General features: G+C 48.1%; 16 protein-coding genes. 6 read left to right on the top strand and 10 right to left on the bottom strand.

Annotated elements, in window-relative coordinates:
• Positions 1-217 precede the first annotated feature (217 nt).
• The gene (locus BLS14_RS15590; protein WP_090952782.1) at positions 218-1,987 is read left to right on the top strand and encodes an alpha-glycosidase; all 1,770 of its coding nucleotides are present in this window, start codon (positions 218-220) and stop codon (positions 1,985-1,987) included.
• 194 nt (positions 1,988-2,181) lie between these two features.
• Here BLS14_RS15590 and BLS14_RS15585 read toward each other — a convergent pair whose 3' ends face one another.
• The 3 genes from BLS14_RS15585 to BLS14_RS15575 are packed head-to-tail and all read right to left on the bottom strand — an operon-like array spanning position 2,182 to position 6,382.
• On the bottom strand, positions 2,182-3,594 hold the full coding sequence (locus tag BLS14_RS15585; protein ID WP_090952780.1) for an ANL family adenylate-forming protein: 1,413 nt from the start codon (positions 3,592-3,594) through the stop codon (positions 2,182-2,184).
• On the bottom strand, positions 3,591-5,006 hold the full coding sequence (locus BLS14_RS15580) for a cysteine peptidase family C39 domain-containing protein (protein ID WP_090952778.1): 1,416 nt from the start codon (positions 5,004-5,006) through the stop codon (positions 3,591-3,593). The genes BLS14_RS15585 and BLS14_RS15580 overlap by 4 nt, the downstream gene beginning before the upstream one ends.
• A gap of 2 nt (positions 5,007-5,008) precedes the next feature.
• Positions 5,009-6,382 carry an alpha/beta hydrolase gene (locus tag BLS14_RS15575; protein ID WP_090952776.1) on the bottom strand — a complete coding sequence of 458 codons (1,374 nt, stop codon included), beginning with the start codon at positions 6,380-6,382 and terminating at the stop codon, positions 5,009-5,011.
• A 714-nt stretch (positions 6,383-7,096) separates the two neighbouring features.
• Here BLS14_RS15575 and BLS14_RS15570 point away from each other — a divergent pair.
• On the top strand, positions 7,097-9,256 hold the full coding sequence (locus BLS14_RS15570; RefSeq protein ID WP_090952774.1) for an alpha-amylase family glycosyl hydrolase: 2,160 nt from the start codon (positions 7,097-7,099) through the stop codon (positions 9,254-9,256).
• Positions 9,257-9,355: 99 nt separating this feature from the next.
• Here the strand turns inward: BLS14_RS15570 and BLS14_RS15565 are convergent, their stop codons facing one another.
• From BLS14_RS15565 to BLS14_RS15550, 4 genes are all read right to left on the bottom strand, one after another.
• Positions 9,356-10,642 carry an MFS transporter gene (locus BLS14_RS15565; protein ID WP_090952772.1) on the bottom strand — a complete coding sequence of 429 codons (1,287 nt, stop codon included), beginning with the start codon at positions 10,640-10,642 and terminating at the stop codon, positions 9,356-9,358.
• Positions 10,643-10,801: 159 nt separating this feature from the next.
• Positions 10,802-11,638, bottom strand: coding sequence for a sugar ABC transporter permease (locus BLS14_RS15560; RefSeq protein WP_024628944.1), 837 nt, complete (start codon positions 11,636-11,638; stop codon positions 10,802-10,804).
• Positions 11,635-12,990: a carbohydrate ABC transporter permease gene (locus tag BLS14_RS15555; RefSeq protein WP_063566014.1), complete on the bottom strand. Its 1,356-nt coding sequence runs from the start codon at positions 12,988-12,990 to the stop codon at positions 11,635-11,637. The genes BLS14_RS15560 and BLS14_RS15555 overlap by 4 nt, the downstream gene beginning before the upstream one ends.
• Positions 12,991-13,084: 94 nt before the next feature.
• The gene (locus BLS14_RS15550) at positions 13,085-14,371 is read right to left on the bottom strand and encodes a sugar ABC transporter substrate-binding protein (RefSeq protein ID WP_063566015.1); all 1,287 of its coding nucleotides are present in this window, start codon (positions 14,369-14,371) and stop codon (positions 13,085-13,087) included.
• A 457-nt stretch (positions 14,372-14,828) separates the two neighbouring features.
• Here BLS14_RS15550 and BLS14_RS15545 point away from each other — a divergent pair, with 457 nt between their 5' ends.
• Entirely contained in the window at positions 14,829-15,857 is a 1,029-nt protein-coding gene (locus BLS14_RS15545; RefSeq protein WP_090952770.1) for a LacI family DNA-binding transcriptional regulator, read from the top strand.
• Positions 15,858-15,981: 124 nt separating this feature from the next.
• Here the strand turns inward: BLS14_RS15545 and BLS14_RS15540 are convergent, their stop codons facing one another.
• Positions 15,982-16,740, bottom strand: coding sequence for an SDR family oxidoreductase (locus BLS14_RS15540; protein ID WP_064640518.1), 759 nt, complete (start codon positions 16,738-16,740; stop codon positions 15,982-15,984).
• 190 nt (positions 16,741-16,930) lie between these two features.
• Here BLS14_RS15540 and BLS14_RS15535 point away from each other — a divergent pair, with 190 nt between their 5' ends.
• From BLS14_RS15535 to BLS14_RS15525, 3 genes are all read left to right on the top strand, one after another.
• Positions 16,931-17,539 carry a TetR/AcrR family transcriptional regulator gene (locus BLS14_RS15535; protein WP_063566018.1) on the top strand — a complete coding sequence of 203 codons (609 nt, stop codon included), beginning with the start codon at positions 16,931-16,933 and terminating at the stop codon, positions 17,537-17,539.
• Between the two features lie 167 nt (positions 17,540-17,706).
• Positions 17,707-18,747, top strand: a complete 1,041-nt coding sequence (locus tag BLS14_RS15530) for a cupin domain-containing protein (protein ID WP_063566019.1) — start codon at positions 17,707-17,709, stop codon at positions 18,745-18,747.
• Between the two features lie 80 nt (positions 18,748-18,827).
• Complete coding sequence (locus BLS14_RS15525; protein WP_090952768.1) at positions 18,828-19,556, top strand: YoaK family protein; 729 nt, start codon at positions 18,828-18,830, stop codon at positions 19,554-19,556.
• A gap of 108 nt (positions 19,557-19,664) precedes the next feature.
• Here BLS14_RS15525 and BLS14_RS15520 read toward each other — a convergent pair whose 3' ends face one another.
• The gene (locus tag BLS14_RS15520; protein WP_063566020.1) at positions 19,665-20,804 is read right to left on the bottom strand and encodes a toxic anion resistance protein; all 1,140 of its coding nucleotides are present in this window, start codon (positions 20,802-20,804) and stop codon (positions 19,665-19,667) included.
• 81 nt (positions 20,805-20,885) lie between these two features.
• The gene (locus BLS14_RS15515; RefSeq protein ID WP_090952766.1) at positions 20,886-22,574 is read right to left on the bottom strand and encodes a vWA domain-containing protein; all 1,689 of its coding nucleotides are present in this window, start codon (positions 22,572-22,574) and stop codon (positions 20,886-20,888) included.
• Positions 22,575-22,579 lie beyond the last annotated feature (5 nt).

Raw genomic sequence — 22,579 nt, 5'->3', positions numbered from 1 at the left:
CTTCACCTCATATATGAAGCGAAAAGCACCCTGTGTTTCGAATTCGATATATTGAGATTTCAGGAAAAAAAAGTGTTTTCTTTTTCCGATTTAGTTCGTATAATAGCACTATAATCAAAAGGCTATGCTGCCGAAAGGTACAACCTCGTAAACATTGGGGTTGTGCCTTTTTTGCGTTTATAGCCGCATGATCCATCCCAGATAAGGAGTGAATGCTATGTTACTTGAAGCTATTTATCATCGTCCCAAAATGAATTGGTCCTACGTATATGACCGTTCCACCATGCACCTGAGGCTCCGTTCCAAGCGGGGCGACCTGGATGCTGTTATCGCCATCATCGGGGATAAATATGCATGGGATCGTACGGTTCTCCACCTTCCGATGCGAATCTTTGCCCGTGATGCCCTGTTCGATTATTGGGAAGTGGAAGCGCAACCACCCTACCGCAGATTACGCTACGGCTTCCAACTGATCGAGGGAGAGAAATCGGTCTGGATGACGGAACGGGGATTCGAACAGGCTCTGCCTGATCATCCGTTGGAATTTTTCGATTTTCCATTTATGAATCCGGTGGATTTCTTCGAGGCACCTGCTTGGGTTAAGGATGCTGTATTCTATCAGATCTTCCCTGAACGTTTTGCCAATGGTGATCCGTCGATCAGTCCAAAGAATGCTGAACCCTGGGGCGGTGAACCGACGCCTGTCAATTTTTTCGGAGGTGACTTGCAAGGTGTTCTGGACCACCTCGATCATCTGAGCGCACTTGGCATTAACGCCATTTATTTCTGCCCGGTGTTCCAGGCTACAACCAACCATAAGTACAATACCGCAGACTACCTGAGGGTCGATCCGCACTTTGGCACCAATGAGAAATTGAAGGAACTTGTGGATGCATGCCATGAACGCGGCATACGGGTAGTTCTGGACGCGGTGTTTAACCACTCAGGCAGAGAGTTCCTTCCATTCGCAGATGTGCTTGAAAAAGGGGCTGCTTCCCGTTATGCAGATTGGTTCCATGTCAGAGAATGGCCGGCACGTATCGAGGATGGTATTCCCACATATGATACCTTTGCCTTCGAACCCCTTATGCCTAAACTGAACACGGAGCATCCCGAGGTTAAGGAATATTTGCTGGAGGTGGCCCGTTACTGGATTCAGGATATGGGTATCGACGGTTGGAGACTGGATGTTGCCAATGAGGTAGACCATCAATTCTGGCGTGAATTCCGGCAAACGGTCAAATCACTTAACCCGGATGCCTATCTTCTCGGCGAAATCTGGCATGATTCCATTATGTGGCTGCAGGGGGATCAATTTGATGCAGTCATGAACTACCCTTTCACGAATTCAGTCATGGATTACGCTGTGCTTGGCAAGCTGGACGGCCTCGGATTTGCCAACGAGGTTGGCAAACTGCTTGCTGCTTATTCACAGCCTGTAACCGAAGCAGCTTTCAACCTGCTCGGCAGTCATGATACGCCAAGACTCCTCACCCTATGTGAAGGGGATGTACGCAAGATGAAGCTAGCTGTCATTCTGCTGCTTACGTACCCAGGTGCTCCTTGTATTTACTATGGTGACGAGGTAGGGCTGGATGGTGGCTATGATCCAGGTTGTCGCAAATGTATGGAGTGGGACGAACAGAAGCAGAACAAGGATCTGCTCGATTTCTTCACCCAAGCCATTGCCCTGCGTAAACAACACGCTGCATTGCGCAGTGCGGACATCACCATGATTTACGCGGAAGCCGGAGACCCGTGCATTGCCATCGGACGCAAGGATCAGGAGACCGGGGAACAATTCGTGCTTGTCCTGAATGCAAGTGAAGAACCGCGCAGTATGGAGTTGCCAATACACCAAGGAACTTGGCGTAATGTATTCTCAGCCACAGCACGGGAAACTCAGCAGAACAAGCTGAAGCTGGACTTGGAAGCGTACGGTTTCTCCCTGTTGCAGTTGGATGTCAAATCACACGTTAAGGCATAACAATTACATTAATGAACAGCCCTTCTAGATGCTATCCCAGATCATTCGCAAGAATACTGTGTATGTTTATCTCTCAAAGTGAAAAAAGGGGAACCATCGGTGCGTCATGCATCCGAAGGTTCCCCTCTCCTATTACAACTCATGATGTCCCCTGCTGCATTGGCATTCATGAGTCACTTTATTCATTCGTTCAATCAGTATTGTGTCCCTTCCATATCCTCCTCCAGGCTAGCCGCAACCTCATCCCGAACGGAGGAGATAGGACCGGGAATTCTTATTTTCTTCATTCTTGAACTTGTTAATGTCTCCTGAGTAATCACAATCTTTTGCGGGATTTTGTACTGGGGTAGCTTGTCTCGGCAAAAATCCCAGATTTGTCTGCGCAGTTCCGTAAGAGGCTGTTCACCTGTAAGTCTGACCGTGGCCTTTACCATCTGTCCCATGATCCCACTTGACTCGCCACTCACGACTGCTGTTTCAATGAATTCCATTTGTTCCAGAATACTCTCCACTTCCGCAGGATAAACCTTACGTCCGCCTACATTAATGATCTCGGAGCGGCGACCCAAAATGCGAATGTAACCATCCTCCATCTCCGCTTCATCTCCGGTCTGAAGCCAACCATCTTCCGTGAACGGAGAAGGGGCGTTCAGATACCCGATCATGGCCGTTTTTGTTTGGATCTCAAGCAACCCGTCCACAATCCGATAACGGACTTCTCCGTCACGAACCGTAAATAGCAATGAACCGGAATTTTTGGAGCGTGTCGGCAGAATACCAAGCTCCGACATACCATAAGCCTGCACCGTACGTACATTCGGAAATTGTCTATTCCATGCGGTAAGCAGCGCCTCTGGCATAACCTCTGAACCATAGGAGACCACTTCGAGACTGGATAGATCGAACTCCTGATAGACCCCACTAAGGAGCAGCAAATTCATGAACGTTGGTGAGACTGGCAAGGCCTGAACACGGTACTTTTCAATGGCTTTGCATACTTCCAGGGGGGAGCGATCCGGTATGACGCATAAACAGCCGCCGCTAGACAGGGATTGCAGCATCGTATTCAATCCGCCAATGTGATCAAACATCATGAACGGAATGGTACAGAGCGGCCGAACTTGCCGCCTGAACCCGTGCAACAGACGATCCGCGCTGTGAACAGCAGCTTTGCTTTGCCCTGTCGATCCGGATGAGAAGATTACCAGACCTGCGTTCTTTTCCTGACTCAGCCTATCCAAAATCGGGGACCGAGAGCCTTGCACGGAGCAACGTCTGGCTATAGCTTCCCCTTCCCCAACACTCATGCGCCATTCTGCCTGAGCGAGCGCTGTATACTCATTCCTTTTAGCCTCGACCAAGTGTCGATCCATCGGAACCACAATACAATTCCGCTCCAGTAGAGCGATCAATGCCGCTGCCGCATAAGGAGAATAATCCTCTTCAAGCGCAACGGTTGTCCCTTCAATCCCTTCTCTGGAAATCCACTGGCTAAAGGTGTGAACCTGATCCAATAACCAGTTATAACTATACTGCTCGTCCTTCCATATTAACGCAGGGAGATGGTCATACGCGGCGAACCGTTCCAGAAGAAAAGTGATATTCATCCCTCATCATCCTTTGGGCAAGGTTTCAATTGCGCCTCCAGATATTCAACCAGTGATTCCACCGTTCGATAAGGACTTTCTGGCATGGAAGCTGCCGCCATTTCCGCGAGGGTTATCCCTACACCGAACGCATCTTCAACACTTTGCTCGACAACCGCAAGTAAAGTTACAAGTTCTAGGGAGTCCAGTCTTCCCCGACTTCCATATAGGGGCGCCTGCAAGCCATGCTCTAGAGGAATGGGCGCGTTATGGTACCGATTAAGCTCATCGCAGCTGTCCAGCACAATCCGCTCAATGACTTCCCGATGTGAAGGCGCGGGATTTTCCACAGTCGATGAGATCTGTCTGAAGCGATCAGCATGCTGATGTGTCGTCATTAGCGCTTCGTACCAGCGTAATTCGTCCGCCGCCAATTGTTCGATAATATCTGTTAACTGCTCCCGCCATTCAGGGCTTCGTTTCATTCTGGCGATCTGCAGCAGCTTATGCGCCTGTTCCCACCGGGCTATCATTGCGCCGAATTCCGCAACATATTGATCATGAGGAGAATCGAGCCATTGGGCGGCCTCCTCCAGCAAATCGCGGAAAAAGTAGCGGCTCCAGCGCATGTCGAACAGGAACGCGGAGATAGCCTTCTCCTGTTCCCGATCCACCTCGGCATCCGGGTGCAATCTTTGTAACAATTGTGATGTGACAGCCTGTCCAAAATAATAGCTTCGATTGCCCTCCCAGATCGTTCTGCCCGCGATGAATTCATGGGCTTGTGTCGCCAGCGCAGAGCGCAGCATGTTCCGATAGCCTGCGGAGTCGAGTGTTTCCACTGCACGGATCTCCATCGTGCCATATGTTCGTAATGTTTCTTTGCGCCGGGCTATTTCGAGCTCGGAGATATTTTTGTTTCCTTTCCAGAACTCTTGGAAATCAGGTGATGACACAGCTCCCATGTATTTGGAGGGAACGGGGTCATAGACATAGAACTGCTCCTCATCCATTCCGTACACAGCCAACCAATGATCGACCAGATGCAGGCGTGAGTCTTGTTTAACGAGTTTATGAATATATTCGGGATTTCGATAATCATCCCCATAAGGCAAGCAGTAACTTGTGCCTGTAACGACCAAAGGCCCCTCATTTTCAAGCCGTTCCCGAATATAGGCCTTTCCTTGTTCGAAGCTGTCAAACTCCCGTTCTCCAAACACTTCCCACATCGGCCCCTCATAATCCAACTTATGAAAGTAAGGCTTAATCAGGCCACGATCTGAACAGGAAGTCAGACTATATAAGCGGCTGGAAGCTAACAGGCCGAGACTGCTTATCGAGCCCTGACGCTGAAGGATTTCGTGAATCAAAGGAAAATTACAGGGATAATAATACGGAATATCCATCGTTGGTTGAAATGGTTGACTAATCATGGCTACCTCCTGTTCCCGGCTTTGGCAGCCGTGCTGCCCCAAGACTGGATTTTGTAATGAAGAGACAGATTAGCATGGGCACGAAACACCCGATTGGGCAGTGCCTTGCCATCTGCATCGGTTTCAAACTGCCGGAAGCCTCGCGTGAACCTGAACCGAAATCCGCTGTCACGTGGAACCTCGAAACAGCCTTCATAATGACCACCTCCGGTGTGCAGAAGCTTCATGCCCATGCCTCCGTAGATCGAGTCATCATACATGTCCTGGAAGGGTACCTCGGCACTCATGCAGACAGTCACGTGACCCGATAATTCTTCCACAACCGTGTACATGCGTGATGCCGACAACTCTCCCACCGTCAGGCTAACCACTGCATGACCTATCTTGACAGGAAACAGTTCCCCATTGGGTCGAACCTCAAGAACATCAGGGTGATCGGACCTATAATCCCCTTCAAGCACACTCATGGTGAACCCGCTGTCGTAATGAAGCAGCGCATTGATGTACCCGCTCATGCCGCCCTTCAATCCAATAACGTCCCTTCCCATCAGCTCCAGAGAGACTGGATTGCCGATTCGGCCAAACATGTACAGAAGCGGAAGGTGAACCCGCTCTCCCCAATCCGCTTCCTGATGACCTGCATCCTGCTGTTCCAGAAATGCGATATCCTTGCCAGGCTTATATCCCAGTTCGAGCATCTGATGGACGACATTCCTTACCTGGGAAGGCAGAAACAATCCTTCTGCGTCCCCAATATCCATCCACATTTGAATGGGAGCACTGCCCTCAGGCATGAAGTACATATCCTCTTCCTGTAACCTGCTCTCCGACGTTTCATCCAGCTGCACATCCACGAAAAAGGGAGAGAGCATGATCAGTTTGCCAAAAATATCAGGATGACGTGTTCCTATATGGAAGGTGCTGAGTGCCGCTGCGGAAGAACCAAGCAGTCCCGTATTGTCCTTGTCTGGAAGTGTGCGGTAATGCTCGTCAATGAATGGTTTCAGTTCATGAATGATAAAGTGTTCATAATCCAGGCCTGAGCAGCCCACACTCACCGCTTCTCTTGCAGGCGCAATGAAATGATAGAATTCATTGTGTGTAACTGGACGAACATGGGCAATTCCGACAATGATCAGCCCATCCATCAAGCCTTGATCAATCAGTTGGTCTGCCGCCTGATCTACGTGCCACGTTTCATTTCCCGCAGTCGAAGAGCCGAAGGCCCTCTGACCCGCATGCATGTATAACACCGGATAGCGTTGATCCACATGCTCCTTATAGCCTGGTGGCAAATAGACAAAAATCTTTCTTGTGTTGTCCAGCCTGGATGCCTTGAAACCTTCCACACATTCGATGACAGAATGAGTGTTCACTGATCCATCAACCGCCTCTCCTATAGATTTCCCTTTTAAACTACCGGGATTTACTTGTTAGTCCTGCTTCGTTCTTCCCTTGGCTACATCGACAAACAACCCCGTCTCTGAAGAGACGGGGTTGTTTTAAAACACCGAAATGTTCTAAAATGCATAGCCCTTATATTGGTGGGTCTGCGAATAGTTTAAATCTGTTGAGCCTGATTTGTAAATATAGAAATAGAAAAAAAATGCTCAGGAAAAAGTTATTGACAACCAAACCATTATTTAATTATCATAACGTTGTGATTATAACTAGAGGGCCATGCTTTTAAACCCAATCGGTTTAGGACAACCCCGGTAACTCCAGCAGGAGGTGCCGGGGTTGTTGGCATTCATAAAGGGGGGATAACGTTAAGAATAACCTACCAACGTCCAATGTTGAAAGCGCTTTTCTAATCAAAAAAAGAGACCACAAATCTATATAAATTGAACTACACATTTGCACGAGAACGGAGAGGACAGAAATAACCTGAAGAAGTGAAGCTAAAAGCTTTCTGAAGGAAAGCTGCATCGGAAGCATACGCTTCGCCTTTATCCCCGGATTTCCCCCTTTGAAAAGGGCATCAAAAAAATCTGGGGATAACAGCGATCGGAAGGTTGTTCCGTCATCGGAGTGGTAAGTGTAAATATTCTTTAGTTCAATTTATATAATAAACGAAGGGTGGATTACCAATGTTCAAATGGACCAAGCGAATCATCCTCAGTACCACGCTGAGCTTCAGCTTGCTGGCCGGAAGTGCACTGCCATTATTCCCGGCGGCCTCCGTATTTGCAGATGCTGATACGGCTGTAACCAACAAGCAGAACTTCAGCACCGATGTTATTTATCAAGTATTTACCGACCGTTTTCTGGACGGAAATCCCTCCAACAACCCTACTGGGGCTGCCTATGACGCCTCCTGTTCTAACCTGAAGCTCTATTGCGGGGGCGACTGGCAAGGACTGATCAACAAGATTAATGACAACTACTTTTCCGATCTGGGTATTACGGCACTCTGGATTTCCCAGCCTGTGGAGAACATATACTCACTGATTAACTATTCCGGTGTCAACAATACGGCTTATCACGGCTATTGGGCACGTGACTTCAAGAAGACCAATCCTGCTTTCGGTACGATGACCGATTTTCAGAACCTGATCAATACGGCACATGCCAAAGGCATTAAAGTCATCATTGATTTTGCTCCTAACCATACCTCTCCTGCCATGGAAACCGACACCTCGTTCGCAGAGAATGGAAAGTTATACAATAACGGCACTCTGCTTGGTGGCTACACCAATGATACGAACAAATTATTCCACCACAATGGCGGCTCCGACTTCTCCACACTGGAGAACGGTATCTACAAAAATCTCTATGATCTCGCTGACCTGAACCACAATAACAGCACCATTGACACCTACTTCAAGGATGCGATCAAGCTCTGGCTGGATATGGGTATTGACGGAATCCGGGTGGATGCGGTGAAGCATATGCCGATGGGATGGCAAAAAAACTGGATGTCCTCCATCTATGGCTACAAACCGGTATTCACGTTTGGTGAATGGTTCCTGGGTTCATCTGCATCCGATGCGGACAATACCAACTTCGCCAACCAATCCGGTATGAGTCTGCTCGACTTCCGTTTCAACAATGAAGTACGTAACGTGTTCCGTGATAACACATCCACGATGGTTGCCCTGGATTCCATGATCACCAGCACAGCCGCTGATTATGCCCAGGTGAATGACCAAGTGACCTTCATTGATAACCATGACATGGATCGCTTCAAAACAAGTGCTGTCAATAACCGTCGCTTGGAACAAGCTCTTGCATTTACACTTACCTCGCGGGGCGTACCAGCCATCTATTATGGCACTGAGCAGTATTTGACAGGTAACGGCGACCCTAACAACCGTGCCAAAATGCCTTCGTTCTCCAAAACAACAACTGCTTTTAACGTCATCAGCAAGCTGGCTCCATTGCGCAAAACCAATCCAGCCATCGCCTATGGAACAACTCAGCAGCGCTGGATTAACAACGATGTGTATGTGTATGAACGTAAATTCGGCAACAACGTGGCTGTCGTAGCGGTTAACCGTAATCTTTCGACGTCCACATCCATCAGTGGTCTGACCACTTCACTCCCTTCGGGTACATACAACGATGTTCTTGCAGGTGCATTAAGCGGTAATAACATTACCTCTACAGGAGGTAACGTCGCTAACTTCACTTTGGCAGCAGGAGCTACAGCGGTCTGGCAGTATACAGCCAATACCACTACACCAACTATCGGGCATGTGGGCCCTGTAATGGGTAAAGCGGGTAATACTGTTACCATTGATGGTCGTGGATTTGGTACTACCAAAGGCACTGTCTATTTCGGTACAACCGCTGTTACCGGTTCAGCCATCACATCATGGGAAGATACTCAGATCAAAGTGACCATCCCTGCTGTTGCCGCCGGCAACTATGCAGTTAAAGTCGCAGCGAGCGGAGTCAACAGCAACACTTATAACAATTTCACGATTCTTAGTGGCAACCAGGTTTCCGTCCGTTTTGTCATCAACAATGCATCTACTTCACTCGGTCAGAATCTCTATTTGACAGGCAATGTTGCGGAGCTAGGGAACTGGTCTACAGGCCCTCTCGCCATTGGTCCGGTCTTCAATCAGGTGATCTATTCTTATCCAACCTGGTATTATGACGTGAGCGTGCCTGCCGGAACGAATCTGGAATTCAAGTTTTTCAAAAAGAACGGCTCAACGATTACGTGGGAAAATGGCAATAATCATACCTTCACCACACCAACCAGTGGAACCGCAACCGTTACAGTGGACTGGCAGCCTTAATTCCTTCACCGTCCTATCATTCAACCTGGAGTCAGACGCGACAAGCGCCTGCTTCCGGGTTCTTTGATTAGGCTCGTCCTTATCTATGGCATGCATTTACTATCGATAGTTCCGAATGGATTTTAATCCTGCTGCCGCAATAATTCCTACCACCAACAGCAATGCTCCGAGGCTCTCCAGCACGGTTTGAGCACCCCACTGATCAGCCAAAACAGAAACCACCGTTAATCCCAGGATCGGGGCTGTACTTGTTATGGTTCCGAGCAACCCGTAGATTCTACCCTGCAGCTCATCGGGAACCTCGGCACGCATCATGATCTGAGTTAACATCGTACAGCACGCAAACATGGCTCCCCCAGCAATGATCAGCGGCAAGGCCACCAAAGGAGAAGATACATTGGCTAACAGCATATACAGTGGGCCGAGAACCAGCAGACCGATGAACACCCATCGCCCCCTTCGTTTCAGCCGATTGCCTGAGGCAATCAGAATTCCGGAACCCAGCATGTACCCCAGCGGAATACATGTCTCGATCAGTCCGAACTGGACAGGATTCGCCTGCCATACTTTGACGGCCATGACTTGAACAAGCATGATGGCTGACATGAAGAAGAGAATCAGCAGCGGATTAAGAATAACGATTGAACGAATCAGGGGATGTGCGAAGATGTAGGAAAATGAACTGCCCCACTCCTTTACGAACGATCCTCTATGCATGGAAGAGCGTTGTACATCCGGAAAACGCCCAGCCAATATCACACATATCGCAGACAGCAGAAAGGTCACACCTGTAATCATAATAGCCGTAAATCCTCCAAATGCAGAAACTGCAATGCCCGCTGCGGCCAGTCCGCTGATCCGGGCAATATTATCAACCAGATGGATGGTTCCTGTAGCTTGTTGCAGATGCTCCCTCCCCACCAGACTGGTTACCGAAGCATGAAATGCTGGCGCCTGAAACAGACTGGAAAACATCGAAAGGGAAAGCATGAGCAGTACGATTGGAAAAGGAGCGTGCAGCACAAACAGACTCACCGCGATGATAAACGCCATAGCCCCACGAAACAAATCCGACGACAGCATCAATGTTCTGCGATCCAGTCTGTCGGCAAACGTACCTGCGAATGATCCGAACAGAAAACTGACGACCATGTTACATACTTGTACAGCTGCCATGCTCTTCGCACTTCCTGTGGTCTGCAACACCCACAGACTGATGGCAATGCCGTTGAAACAATCACCAAATACGGAGATGCCATAGCCACACAAAATTCTGCGATAAGCAACATTACGCCAAAGCGCCCTATTGGCCATTTTCTGACTCTCCGCAGCAGCAAGAGCCCCGTTCGGTCCCAATTCCGGTTCTGGGGACTGTAGCGTTCCCATCGATCTTTTCCTCCTCTTGTCATTCGGATCTCAAACAGCAGGCAGGCGCTTCCGGAGCAGTTCCAGCGATGAATGGAACCTCTCAGAAGCGCCTGATTGGTGGCCTGGGTATGTTCTACAGGCTGTCTATGCGATTTGGGTGTTTATCCTCTTATCCTTTTATCCTTTGGAGGCGCCAGAGGTCAGCCCCTGCACCAGGAAGCGTTGCAAGAATACAAACAACAACGTAATCGGAATAGCGATCAGTACCGCCCCGGCAGCAAACATCGTAAAGTTACTGTCCTGATAGCGGCTAACCAGATCCCACATTCCAACCGCAAGTGTCCAGTTCTCTTTTGTCCGAAGTACCAGCCGGGCAAAGATAAAGTCCATCCATGCACCAGTAAAGCTGGTTAAGGCTACATAGGTCAGCATCGGCCGGGACAACGGCAGAATGATGCTGGTGAACACACGCAGATGACTGGCACCATCAATTCGTGCTGCTTCATCCAAACTGCGCGGGATGGTATCAAAGAACCCTTTGACAATAAATCCACCCAGCACGGCCCCAGACGAATAGACCAGAATCAACGCGGCATGAGTGTCCAGCAATTTGATCTGAAGCAAAATAATATAAATGGCAATCATGCTCATGAAGCTCGGGAACATCCCGAGAATCAGCATGGTGGATAGTATGGTCTTGCGACCGCGAAACCGGAACCGGGATAAGGCATACATGCCTAAAGTGACCATGAGCGTTGAGAAAATCATGGTGAAAAAGGCGATCTTCAACGTGTTCAGATACCATGTTCCATACATGAACGACGGGTTATTAAACAGTTCCCCATAATGTGCCAGCGTGAACGCTTCAGGCCACAGACGTTCACTGAACAGGGCCGCACCTGGACGCAGTGACGAGAGAAATATCCACAAGACGGGATACACCGATACGATGGCAATGATAACCAGCAGCACATAGCTGATCGTCAGACGCATGGGATTGTTGCGCTTTTTCATTGAATCATGTCCTCCTCCTTGAACGATTTGGAACGACGGAAATTCCAGATGGAGAACGACGCAATAATCAGGAAAATAATGATACCGACCGCCGAAGCCATATTGAACTTGTTGTTATCCAACGTCAGTTTGTACAACCAGGTCACGAGAAGATCGGTTGATCCCGCATACTGATAATCCCCACGCAGCGGATTACCGTTCGTCAACAGGAAGATGACATTGAAGTTGTTGAAATTCCCGGCAAATTGCATAATGAGCACCGGTGTCGTAGCGAACATGATAAAAGGAAGCGTAATGATGCGGAACTTCTGAAAGCCAGACGCACCGTCTACCTCAGCCGCTTCATACAAATCCCGTGGAATCGCCGTTAGCACGCCCAGTATGAGCACCATGCTGACCGGGATTCCGATCCACATGTTTACAATGACGACTGTAACTTTTGCCCAGAATGGATCGGTTAACCATGGCAACCCCTCAAGGCCAAAAGCCTTCATATACGTATTAATGGGACCAAACTGTCCGTTGAACAGATTACGCATCAGAAGCAGTGAGATAATCTGCGGAATGGCATACGGTAGAATGAAGATCGTCCGCCACAGCTTTTTGAAACGAATACCCTTCTGCTCGATGAGAAGTGCAACCAGCACCCCACCAAAATACGTAGTCACCGTTGCCAAAATGGCCCAGATCACGGTCCATGTTAATACTCCAAAGAAGGTATGGCTCCACGATTTAAGCTGAATTAGATCCGTAAAAGTCTTGAAACCGACCCAGTCCACCAGCTTGGCGGGCGGAATATGATCCGGTGCCGAGTAATTGGTGAAGGCCAGGGTAATCGTAAATAAAATCGGCATAATGGTGAAAAACAGGATGCCGAGTGCAGGGATGGATAAGAAAAGATACGGAAATTGTTTATCGAGCAGATATCTCAGGGAAGCAGAAGCTCCAGTGGCCTGCTTGCCTTCCTCTCTTAATTTTCCCGTGATGTACGCATCCCGAATATTGAAAATATATAGAAGAAGAAAGACGAAAAATACCAAAAGTACTATGATTCCGTTGAGCAGCAAAAAGATGGAGTGGTCGCCCTGTTGCAGCACCGTTGATCCATTGACCTTGACGAAACGCTGCGTCTGCTCGCCCAGCGTCCATACTCCCCATACAGCCTGATTCAAACGGGGAATCAGATAAGCGAGTCCTACTCCCTCTAGGATCAGAAAACAAATTCCCTTAATCCATTGACGGTTATACAACTGTCCAAGTCCTTGCAGGACAAGGGACAACACAGCCGCTGTCATGCGATGCTGTCTTTCTCGATTCGGTTTAACAGTGACTGGAACATGCTGTTGTTTCATTCATTCCTACTCCTTCCCGGCAAGCGAAGTTACCGATCAGTTATAGCAGAGTGCAGAGGACATGTTGACTTCCTCTGCACCTGCTCTTTCTTTTTTATTGGACAGTTGCAAGGCTCTCCTTGACTTGTTTGACTGCGTTATCCAGAGAGGTTTTCACATCCTTGCCTCCATCCCATATGTCGGTAATTGCTGCACTGATGGGGCCCCATACGCTATCCATGGCAGGAAGCGAAGGCATTGGGGTAGAGTTGTTGAATTGCTCAAGGAATGCCTTCGTGATTTCATCCCCTTGAATCTTCGGATCTGCCGCCACGTCTTTATTGGCTGGGAGAGTGCCGTTCATCTCAAAGTTGACCATCTGGGATTCGGCACTGGAGAGATAAGCTGCAAACAACTTGGCAGCATTCGGATAGGTTGTAAATGCATTGACGTAATAGGCCTTGACTCCAGAGAAGGAGGTCATCGGTTTGCCTTCAATCGCCGGAAGTGGCGCAACACCGAAGTCAATGCCAGCATTGCGATAATCGGCGATGGACCAAGGTCCGTTAATATCCATGGCCAGTTTCCCGCTTGAGAAGAGACCTTTCTTGATGTCATAGTTCACATCGCCCATCTTCACAGGCAGTACTTCCGATTTCAGCGTTTGCAAGAACTGACCGCCCTTGATGGCTCCCTCATTGTTGAGGCCAATATCCTCGCTGTTCATGCCTTCATCACCGAAGATATATCCGCCCTGGGAAGCCAGATAAGCAAAGTTGTAATAGAACTGCTGTAGCTCCCACATCAGAGTGTACTTGTTGTTTTTGGTGTCATTAAAGGTTTTGGCAAAGCTGATAATGTCATCAAATGATTTCGGTGCTTCGGGATAAAGCTTTTTGTTGTAGAACAACGCATAGGTTTCTACGCTGTAGGGATAGCCGTATAAGATGTCTTTGAAGGTAACGGCTTTAACCGCATTGTCACTAGTGGATTGTGTAGTCTGTTGCTCAAAAATATCGTTCGGCAAAATCAGTCCAGCTTCTGAAGCGCTACCAATCTTGTCATGTGGGAAAACGACCACATCCGCAGCCAATCCCGCGGGTCCGTCCGTAGTGAGCTTGGTCACTTGATCCGTCGGCGGCAATTCCTCGATTTTTACAGAAACGCCGTATTTCTCTTCAAATTTCTTCGCCCGTTCTTCAATAAAGCTGCGCTGATTTTTATCCTCCCATATGACAAGGCTTGCGCCCTCTTCTGGCTGAATATTTTCCGCGGTTACTGTGGTTTCTCCAGTCTCACCGCTGTCTGTTGTGGTTGGCGCAGCGCCTCCACCTCCGCTTGAACACGCGGTAAGTGTGAGTGCCATGAATCCTGCAAGTGCTGCTTGCTGCCATTTTCTCATTGAATTTCCCCCTTTTCGTAGTCATGATCGATGCTGTACTCGCGCTTTTCACCCGTTTTTCTGTGTACTGTTCCTGTATTCCGAAGTTCAGCTTATATCCGTTTGAACGTAATACAAACGTTTGCTCATATTAACCTCAGATGGGTACAATCCTTATGTAATCGGGATGAATTTTCTAGGAAGTATGTTGATTCAAGTCATGTAAGCGCTATAATAACAATCACATCATACAATAGCGAACTTTATTTGCACAAACGTTTGCACAAGTCATTTTCGTCCATTTTCCTTCACTTTTATGGCTTATGTTCCTGTAATTTCCGATTTGCTTGATCTCCCGCCGTCTTCCTTTGTTTTGCTTCTCCCTCTTCACCATGATGCAGTTAGCAATTGATTTATCGAAGTCTTTGAATTAACATAGGAGACATGTTGAAATGCTTGTACAGAAGGGATTTTTCACATGATTACAATCAAAGATATTGCCAAATTGGCGGGTGTATCCCCTTCTACGGTCTCACGGGTTATTTCCAACCATCCCAGAATCAGTTCGGAAACGTCACTCAAAGTGAAGCAAATCATGAAAGAAATGAATTATCATCCAAATATGATGGCCAAAAGCCTTGTTTCCAAAACGACTCAAACCCTGGGTATCATGCTGCCCCGACCTGCTGAAGAGCTGTTTCAGAACTACTTTTTCGGAGAATTGCTTCGGGGAATCATTACGCATGCCACCCGCATGAATTATGAACTTCTTCTCTCCACCGAAACGTCTTCCAGCGATGAGTTGAATGCTATATCCCGCCTGGTACATGGGCGACGCGTGGATGGTATTTTGCTGCTTGGCTCCAAAAGGGAAGATCCGATTATTTCGTTTTTGGAGGCGGAAAAGTTTCCTTTTGTGCTGATTGGCCGTAGTGAAACGCATCCCGATGCACCGATGGTGGACAATAACAATGTACAGACAGCATTCGATGCAACCACACATCTGATTGCCCAAGGGCATAAACGAGTGGGATTTGTTAGCGGACCACCAGATTTGACGTTGTCTCATGATCGCATGCTCGGATACAAAAATGCGCTTGAAGAAGCCGGTCTTGATGCTAACAATGACTGGATCGTGGAAGGAGAATTCCTGCAGGAAAGCGGCTTCCGGGCGATGTCCCTGTTCATGTCGCTACCCGACAGACCAACCGCCCTCGTTGTCATCGACGACAATGTTGCCTTTGGCGTGCTTCGTGCTCTGGCCGAGCTGGGATATAACGTTCCTGAAGATATAAGTGTTGTGAGCTTTAACAATATTGCTTTATCAGAACTTGCTTCGCCGCCGCTTAGTTCCATTGATATCGGAACTTATCAGCTGGGCTATACTGCTGTTCAGGTATTGTTAAAAATTCTAAACGGTGAACACCTGCCTCAGAATCCAGTTATTATTCCGCACCGCTTGATTGTTCGGGATTCGTCCCTATTTACGTTATCCGGGAATGCGTAGACATGTTTGTGCAAACGTTTGTCCTATTGCCTAATGTTCCACATTCTCGCCTGTTACGGACATGCAAAAAGAAGCCCATACACTGGTATGAGCTTCTTTGCATATTTCAGTTATGGACGACGGATTAGTATGAACTCCATCCTGCATCTGCCGTTACGACTGTTCCGTTCACGAAGCTGGATTCGTCCGAACCAAGGAACAGGGCCACCTGTGCAATTTCTTCACTTTTACCTGCACGCGGATTGATCGCCATTCCCAGCTGTTGTCTGCTGGCACCGAAGTGGTTAATGTTTGTCATTGTGGAAGCAATATTGGTTTCAACCCCACCCGGAGCAATTGCGTTACAGCGAATACCTTGTTGAGCATACATGAAGCCTGTATTTTTGGTGAATCCCACAACTGCATGTTTGGAAGCCGTGTAAGCCGCGCCTGCACGTGCACCATGCAACCCGCCGGCTGAAGCGATGTTGACGATAACGCCTTTTTGTTTTTCCAGGAAGATTGGCAGCACTTTGCGGGTAGCACGCATGACACTTGTTGTGTTGATTGCAAAGATACGCTCCCACTTGTCATCCACAATGTCACCAGCTGGTTCCATACTGTCCATAATGCCTGCATTATTGACCAGAATGTCCACTGTTCCATATGTGTTAACTGTCGTATCGATCAGGTTCTGAATATCTTCTTCCTTCGCCACATTCGCAACCACAAACGTCGCTTCTCCACCATTTGCCTTGATATCCTCAGCCACCGCCTGCGCTGAGGCTTCATTGATATCCGATACAACCACCTTAGCACCTTCTTGCGCGTACAGTGTTGCAATTGCTTTGCCCATGCCGGAACCCGCACCTGTTACTACAGCCACTTTATCTTGAAGTCTCATGTTGTATCATCCTCCATGTATTCGTTTACAATAAGTTAACAAACAAATGTTCATTAACTCTTATCCTTAGTATAATAAGTCATAGCATTCCTGTTCAATCAGTAAAAGCTTTCCCAATTGTACGTTAATCAACACTTCTAATACCGAATGTACTTTATCTTAAAATACCTATTTACGAGGAGTACTGCATATGACCGAACTTCCGAGTTCCATGGATCGAAGAATCAAGAAATCCAAAGCGGCGCTGAAGGATGCCCTCATTCAATTAATGCAAAAGCAGTCATTCAAAGAAATATCCATTACCGATATTGTGCAGCTGGCAGATCTGAATCGGGGCACCTTTTACAGACACTATCAATACAAAGAAGACCTGTTCAATGAGATTATTGATGACATCATTAAGGATCTGGTCTTATCCTATCGTGAGCCCTATCTGGATAAAGAAATATTTGAAGTAAGTCATATGCCCTCTTCTGCAATCAAAATTTTCGAACATGTGCATCAGCATGCGCAATTCTACACCCTTGTCGTGAAATCGGAGGCATCGTCCAATTTTCAGCAAATGATCTGCGATGTTCTGCGTGACCTTGCTCTTCAGGACCTCAACGAAATATTTCCGTCCCACATCAATCGCGAGCTGCTGGCAAGTTATCAATCTCATGCGATCTTTGGCATGATTATTGAATGGATTCGGCAGGAATTCAAGCATAGTCCCACTTATATGGCAGATGAGTTATTTAAAATCATTAATTACAAACCTGGCAATGTAGCGTATCACACCTCGTATAAAGCACCCTAAGTACAACATGTACATACAGATCAGCATAAAGTTTGAATGAAAGTCTCTCTTTTGCCTCATATTAATCAGGAATCAATTGAATAGTTTCGCAAAATATGGGTAAAAGATATGAACGCCATATTTAACTATTTACATGTGTACCTAATATAATATGAGGAGGAATCATGATGACATCTTTCAAATATCGGCTTGAACAAAAAGAACCCCGTACGGGCCCTGGCGGTATTACCCGCGGTGCTTCCGTTCGGGATTTTCCTGCGTCCATTGGAATAGCAGGCGTATCCATGCGCCTCGAACCGGGAGGCATGCGTGAATTGCACTGGCATGCGAATGCGGCAGAATGGGCTTATGTGATCAGCGGCTCCTGTCGCACCACTGTCATTCATCCGGACGGACATGCGTACACCGATACATTTGAGCCAGGAGATGTGTGGTATTTCCCACGTGGTTACGGACACTCCATTCAGGGATTGGGACCGGACGAATGCCATTTTATTCTGATATTTGATAATGGTGATTTCTCGGAAGATCACACGTTCAGTATTACCGATTTCCTGTCTCATACACCGAACAACATTGTTGCCCAGAATCTTGGAATTACCCCAGAGCGTGCAGCGAAGCTGCCTCAGGGAGAAGCCTATTTCGTCAAAGGGCCTGTCCCTAATGACAGCTCATCTTCTGGAACCTATCGCCGCAATTCGGAGCTGACGACTCCCCACCGATACCCGCTGCATGCCAAACAGCCAAGACGCGCGCCAGGCGGCGGAACCCAGCGCACGGTTACTGTCGAAGATTTCCCCATCTCCACCACGATGGCCGGATCATTGATCGAGCTGCAACCAGGCGCATTACGAGAAATGCATTGGCATCCCAACGCCGACGAATGGCAGTATTACATTAGCGGCACTGCCGAAATGACGGTATTTCTGGCAGAAGGTCATGCGGTGACAGAACAATTCGAAGCAGGTGATGTGGGCTATGCACCGATGGGTGCAGGTCACTATATCAAAAATACGGGAGATGAGGTTTGCCGTGTGTTAATCGGGTTCAACAGCGGACACTATGAAGCTATTGATCTGAGCGAGTGGCTCGCGGGCAATCCGGATGATGTGCTGTCCACAAATCTGGAAATGTCCAAAGAGGAAGCCGAACAGCTTCCGAATGACACTCTTTTTATCGCACCGGACCCGAATAAATCGAAGTCATAGTCCAACCACTACCGGTACCTATTGAATATAGGTACCGGTAGTGATCCTTCTGTCATATATCACGGAACCGATCCATTATCATGGAAAAGGGGTTGGACATCATGGCTTCTGCTTCCGATTCGACCAGTGATCGCAAACGTGTGGGACATACCGTAGAACGACTGGAGCCAGGTCTTTCCCGGCTTCTACTGTCATGTGTACTTGTGCTGATCTCCGGTTTCATTGATGCCGTCGGCTATCTGCAGCTGGGGAAAATCTATCTTTCTTTCATGAGTGGTAACAGTACCAAGCTTGGTATCGCGCTATTTGAAGGAGACTCCGCTGTATTAACGAATATAGGCCTGGTCATTTTTTTATTCGTTGTAGGCGCCTTTATCGGTACGTTGATCACAGATCGATTGGGAAAATGGCGACTGGCGGGCATCTTGGGCTTTGAATCCCTGCTGTTTGCCGGCGCCATTGTATTCTTGCTGTTCCTCCATACACAGAGCGTGCTTTTCCCGATTGCAGTTGCCATGGGTATGCAAAACACCATGCACCAGATGGTTGCTCATGCTGATGTGGGCAAAGGTTTTGTGACAGGCACATTATTCGGTATTGGACAGGCACTGGCCAAAGCCGTTCGGGGTAAGGCTCCTGCTTCCGAATGGGCAGTACTCGCCCTGTCCTGGGTTATTTTTGTGTTCGGTGCAGCTCTGGGAGCATTACTATTAACCCAAGGAAGCCTGCTGCTTGCCCTGATAGCTTCACTGGCTCTGCTTCTTCTGCTGATCCCCTACGTCCTCCATGTTCAACGTGATTTGACCTAAGCAGCAGAAAGGTAAAAAAAAACGGTCGAACCAGATCTTATCTGTGTTCAACCGTTTTTTGATCTCATGTACGATACTTCCACTATACCCCTCTAACTACCTTTCAAACTACAGCCCCAGCTTCTGCCCTTTCTCCAACCGCTGAATCTGCTGCTCTCCGGTATCCGCCAGTTCACGGAACTGATTAATGGTCTCCCGCATCCGTGGCAAAGCCTCCTGCTTATAGAGACTGATGGAGTCGAGCGCGGAAAGCACATCTGTGAAGGCCTGCTTCATCGTATCCACGGAAATGCTGGCCTCATAAGCTTGCTTCTGGATGGCAATGCCCTGATCTTTCAGCATTTTGGACGTACCTGCGATCAGGTCGTTGGTCGTCCGGTTAAGCAGTTCAATTTTCTGCAATACAATCTTCTGATTGTACAGTGCACTCGCGACGGTGACGGCAATTTTCAATGCCGAGATCGTTACATTTTTGGCCCGATCCACACCGCGGATCAATTCCTTATTGTTGCGAATGACAACTTCAATCGCCATGATGCCCTGCTGGTTCACCACCAGCATTTGCTGTAAATCCATGACCCGCTGACGTAGCGGGAATAGCACTTCTTCCGTGATAAAACGGACTTTCTCCGGGTCCTCATTACGCACTTTGGCGGCTTCGATCTGTGCGTCAATCGACTCATCCATCAGCACCCCAAGCTGAATTTCCTTTTGCAGTCGTTTGGTGAGTTCCCGCAGATTTTGCTGTTCAATTTCCAGTGTTGTATTGTCGTTTCTCAAGGTCGCTCTGCCTTTATCCAGCGAGGTCACAATATCGGCGATGACCGCGTCAGCCTTCTGGTATTTGAGAAAATAAGCCCGCAGCGGATTGAACAATTTGCCAAGGAATCCGGTCTTGGCAAAGTCGACCACGCTAGGGTCGAGATCCTTCAGTTGCATATGCAGCTCGGTCAAGCCTTTGGCGACCTGCCCGCCCTCGTCTCCCGTCTTGGACAGATGTCCAACGGAAACTTGAAGCAACGCGTTTTTCTCGGAAGAGGATCTCATCGTGTTCATGCCAAAGCCATCAATGGATTGCAGAATCTCCTTGCGTTTCTCCAACGATTCGAGATCCAGTGTCATGATCATCTCCACGTTGGCATTTGCGACTTGCTGCAGCTCCGCCACCTCGGCAGGTACGGGCTTTATTTCCTCCTCAATCACCTTCTGAATTTCCTTCTGGCTAGGTATCTCCATCGAAAACGACATCCAAGTTCCCCCTTCAATTACGTGCTATATAAAATGGAATAATGTACCTTACATTAGGTCAATTTGAGTGCAATCCCCGTGCTACATCTGCACGTTGAACAGGTTACCGATTTTGTATACAACATCGTCTGTATCCGCGTTAATGCTCGCCGCTTCGTTAATGCTGGAGATGCTCTCCAAAGCTTTGATGTCCGCGTTATAACCAATCGTGTAGATCGGCACTTTGTACGTCTCAACCAGATCACGAATATCCTTCAGTGTATGACCCTCATTGGTCTCTCCATCACTTAGGACAAAAATCAGTGGCTTCACATTTGGATTGGTAGCCATATAATCTTCCAGCATCTTCATCGCCACGACGATTCCATCAAAGGTTGCCGTACCGCCACCCGCTTGCAGGCTATCCACCGTACCAACAAACATCGACTGTTGATTCGTATCATACTTGGCAATTGGCAGATTCACCGTTACTCCACTAGAGTAGGAGACGAGGCCGATACTGTTATCTGTGCCCAGGAACTTCTGGCCTTTGCGCAATGATTCCTTGAGTCGGTTCAGCGGTTCGCCGTCCATACTCCCGGATACGTCGGTTACAAATACGGCTGCAATCGGTTTACTGCCGTTCTTTTTCTCTTTCCATACTTTCTGAGCGGACAACAAGGTGCCACCATCCACTGTGTTCAATTCGGACTTGTAATCCTGCAAGCCATTGAAGCCGAATTCCTCAGCCGATTGCTGATACTTCGCTTGGGTTACGAATTCCGCATACTTCTTAATGATTTCTTGCTTGTTCTGCGGCAATTGGCCCAGTGCATACAGCGGGCTGTCATGTCTTACGCCAAAAGGTGTAAAGACGTATCCGCTTTTCAGATCTGCGGTGTTTACGTAAGTCTGGTACTCCAGTACAAATGCGTCCAGTCGCCCTGACTTGGCTGCCTCACGCATCTGAATGGTTGTGGACGCCGTAAACGGTACGTTCGCTTGGAACTTCTCAAAACCCTCAATCGCTTTCTCACCAAGCGGATTGGAGCTGTCGTATGTGTTGAGTGCCGTCACGAGAAAGTTCAGCCCCGTGGAACTGGCAAATGGATCGGTGTACCCCATCGCGAGCTCATTGTTGGCAATTGCTTCGGTCACGGTTTTTACATTAACTGAGCCGTACGTGTCGACCAACGCATCATATTTGGCTTTGGAGATGACGATACCGGGAACGTTCCCCACCAGTCTTTTGGATATGAGATCTGTCTTTACTCCGCTGGCAGCTACCATCTCACCCCATAACTCATTCGAAGGGGTAAACGCATCAGGCACATATTTACCAGACTTAATATAATCAGCAGCCGTACCGGATGCGATATTACGTAATTTCACTGAAACCTGTTTGCCGCCAACGGTAATGTTAGCCTTGTTGAACTCTTCGGTGACCTCGGTCAACCAGCCATCTGCTCCGGTTCCCGCCTTTTCAATGGAAGAAAAGATCTCTACATAATCATTCGTTGTATTCTCGACCGTGATCGGAAATTTGGAGATGTCCGGCAGTGATTCAGCCACATCCACCGGATCGAGATCAATCTGTCCCTTCACAGGTTCAGCCGTTGCCGGCGCAATGTCCGCATACAACTTGCCTAACTCTTTGCCTGCATTCTCTGTCGTTACCTGTGTACTGGATTTACCAACGTTCGACGTCAGCGTAATCCCTGCATATACGAGGCCAAACACGAGTACCAGCATCACGATCGATATGAAAAAAAACTTTCCCTTCTTAGCCATACGTA

It is taken from the genome of Paenibacillus sp. OK060 (genome assembly GCF_900101205.1).
Taxonomy (GTDB): domain Bacteria; phylum Bacillota; class Bacilli; order Paenibacillales; family Paenibacillaceae; genus Paenibacillus; species Paenibacillus marchantiae.
The sequence above is the reverse complement of the archived record's forward strand: the minus strand, read 5'-3'. Positions and strand labels throughout refer to the sequence as shown.

Coding starts and splice junctions, on each gene's coding strand:
- BLS14_RS15545 (WP_090952770.1), top strand. CDS start 14,829: ATGATTACAATCAAAGATATTGCCAAATTGGCGGGTGTATCCCCTTCT.
- BLS14_RS15580 (WP_090952778.1), bottom strand. CDS start 5,006: ATGATTAGTCAACCATTTCAACCAACGATGGATATTCCGTATTATTAT.
- BLS14_RS15555 (WP_063566014.1), bottom strand. CDS start 12,990: ATGAAACAACAGCATGTTCCAGTCACTGTTAAACCGAATCGAGAAAGA.
- BLS14_RS15540 (WP_064640518.1), bottom strand. CDS start 16,740: ATGAGACTTCAAGATAAAGTGGCTGTAGTAACAGGTGCGGGTTCCGGC.
- BLS14_RS15585 (WP_090952780.1), bottom strand. CDS start 3,594: ATGAATATCACTTTTCTTCTGGAACGGTTCGCCGCGTATGACCATCTC.
- BLS14_RS15590 (WP_090952782.1), top strand. CDS start 218: ATGTTACTTGAAGCTATTTATCATCGTCCCAAAATGAATTGGTCCTAC.
- BLS14_RS15520 (WP_063566020.1), bottom strand. CDS start 20,804: ATGTCGTTTTCGATGGAGATACCTAGCCAGAAGGAAATTCAGAAGGTG.
- BLS14_RS15565 (WP_090952772.1), bottom strand. CDS start 10,642: ATGGGAACGCTACAGTCCCCAGAACCGGAATTGGGACCGAACGGGGCT.
- BLS14_RS15525 (WP_090952768.1), top strand. CDS start 18,828: ATGGAAAAGGGGTTGGACATCATGGCTTCTGCTTCCGATTCGACCAGT.
- BLS14_RS15550 (WP_063566015.1), bottom strand. CDS start 14,371: ATGAGAAAATGGCAGCAAGCAGCACTTGCAGGATTCATGGCACTCACA.
- BLS14_RS15530 (WP_063566019.1), top strand. CDS start 17,707: ATGACATCTTTCAAATATCGGCTTGAACAAAAAGAACCCCGTACGGGC.
- BLS14_RS15515 (WP_090952766.1), bottom strand. CDS start 22,574: ATGGCTAAGAAGGGAAAGTTTTTTTTCATATCGATCGTGATGCTGGTA.
- BLS14_RS15570 (WP_090952774.1), top strand. CDS start 7,097: ATGTTCAAATGGACCAAGCGAATCATCCTCAGTACCACGCTGAGCTTC.
- BLS14_RS15560 (WP_024628944.1), bottom strand. CDS start 11,638: ATGAAAAAGCGCAACAATCCCATGCGTCTGACGATCAGCTATGTGCTG.
- BLS14_RS15535 (WP_063566018.1), top strand. CDS start 16,931: ATGACCGAACTTCCGAGTTCCATGGATCGAAGAATCAAGAAATCCAAA.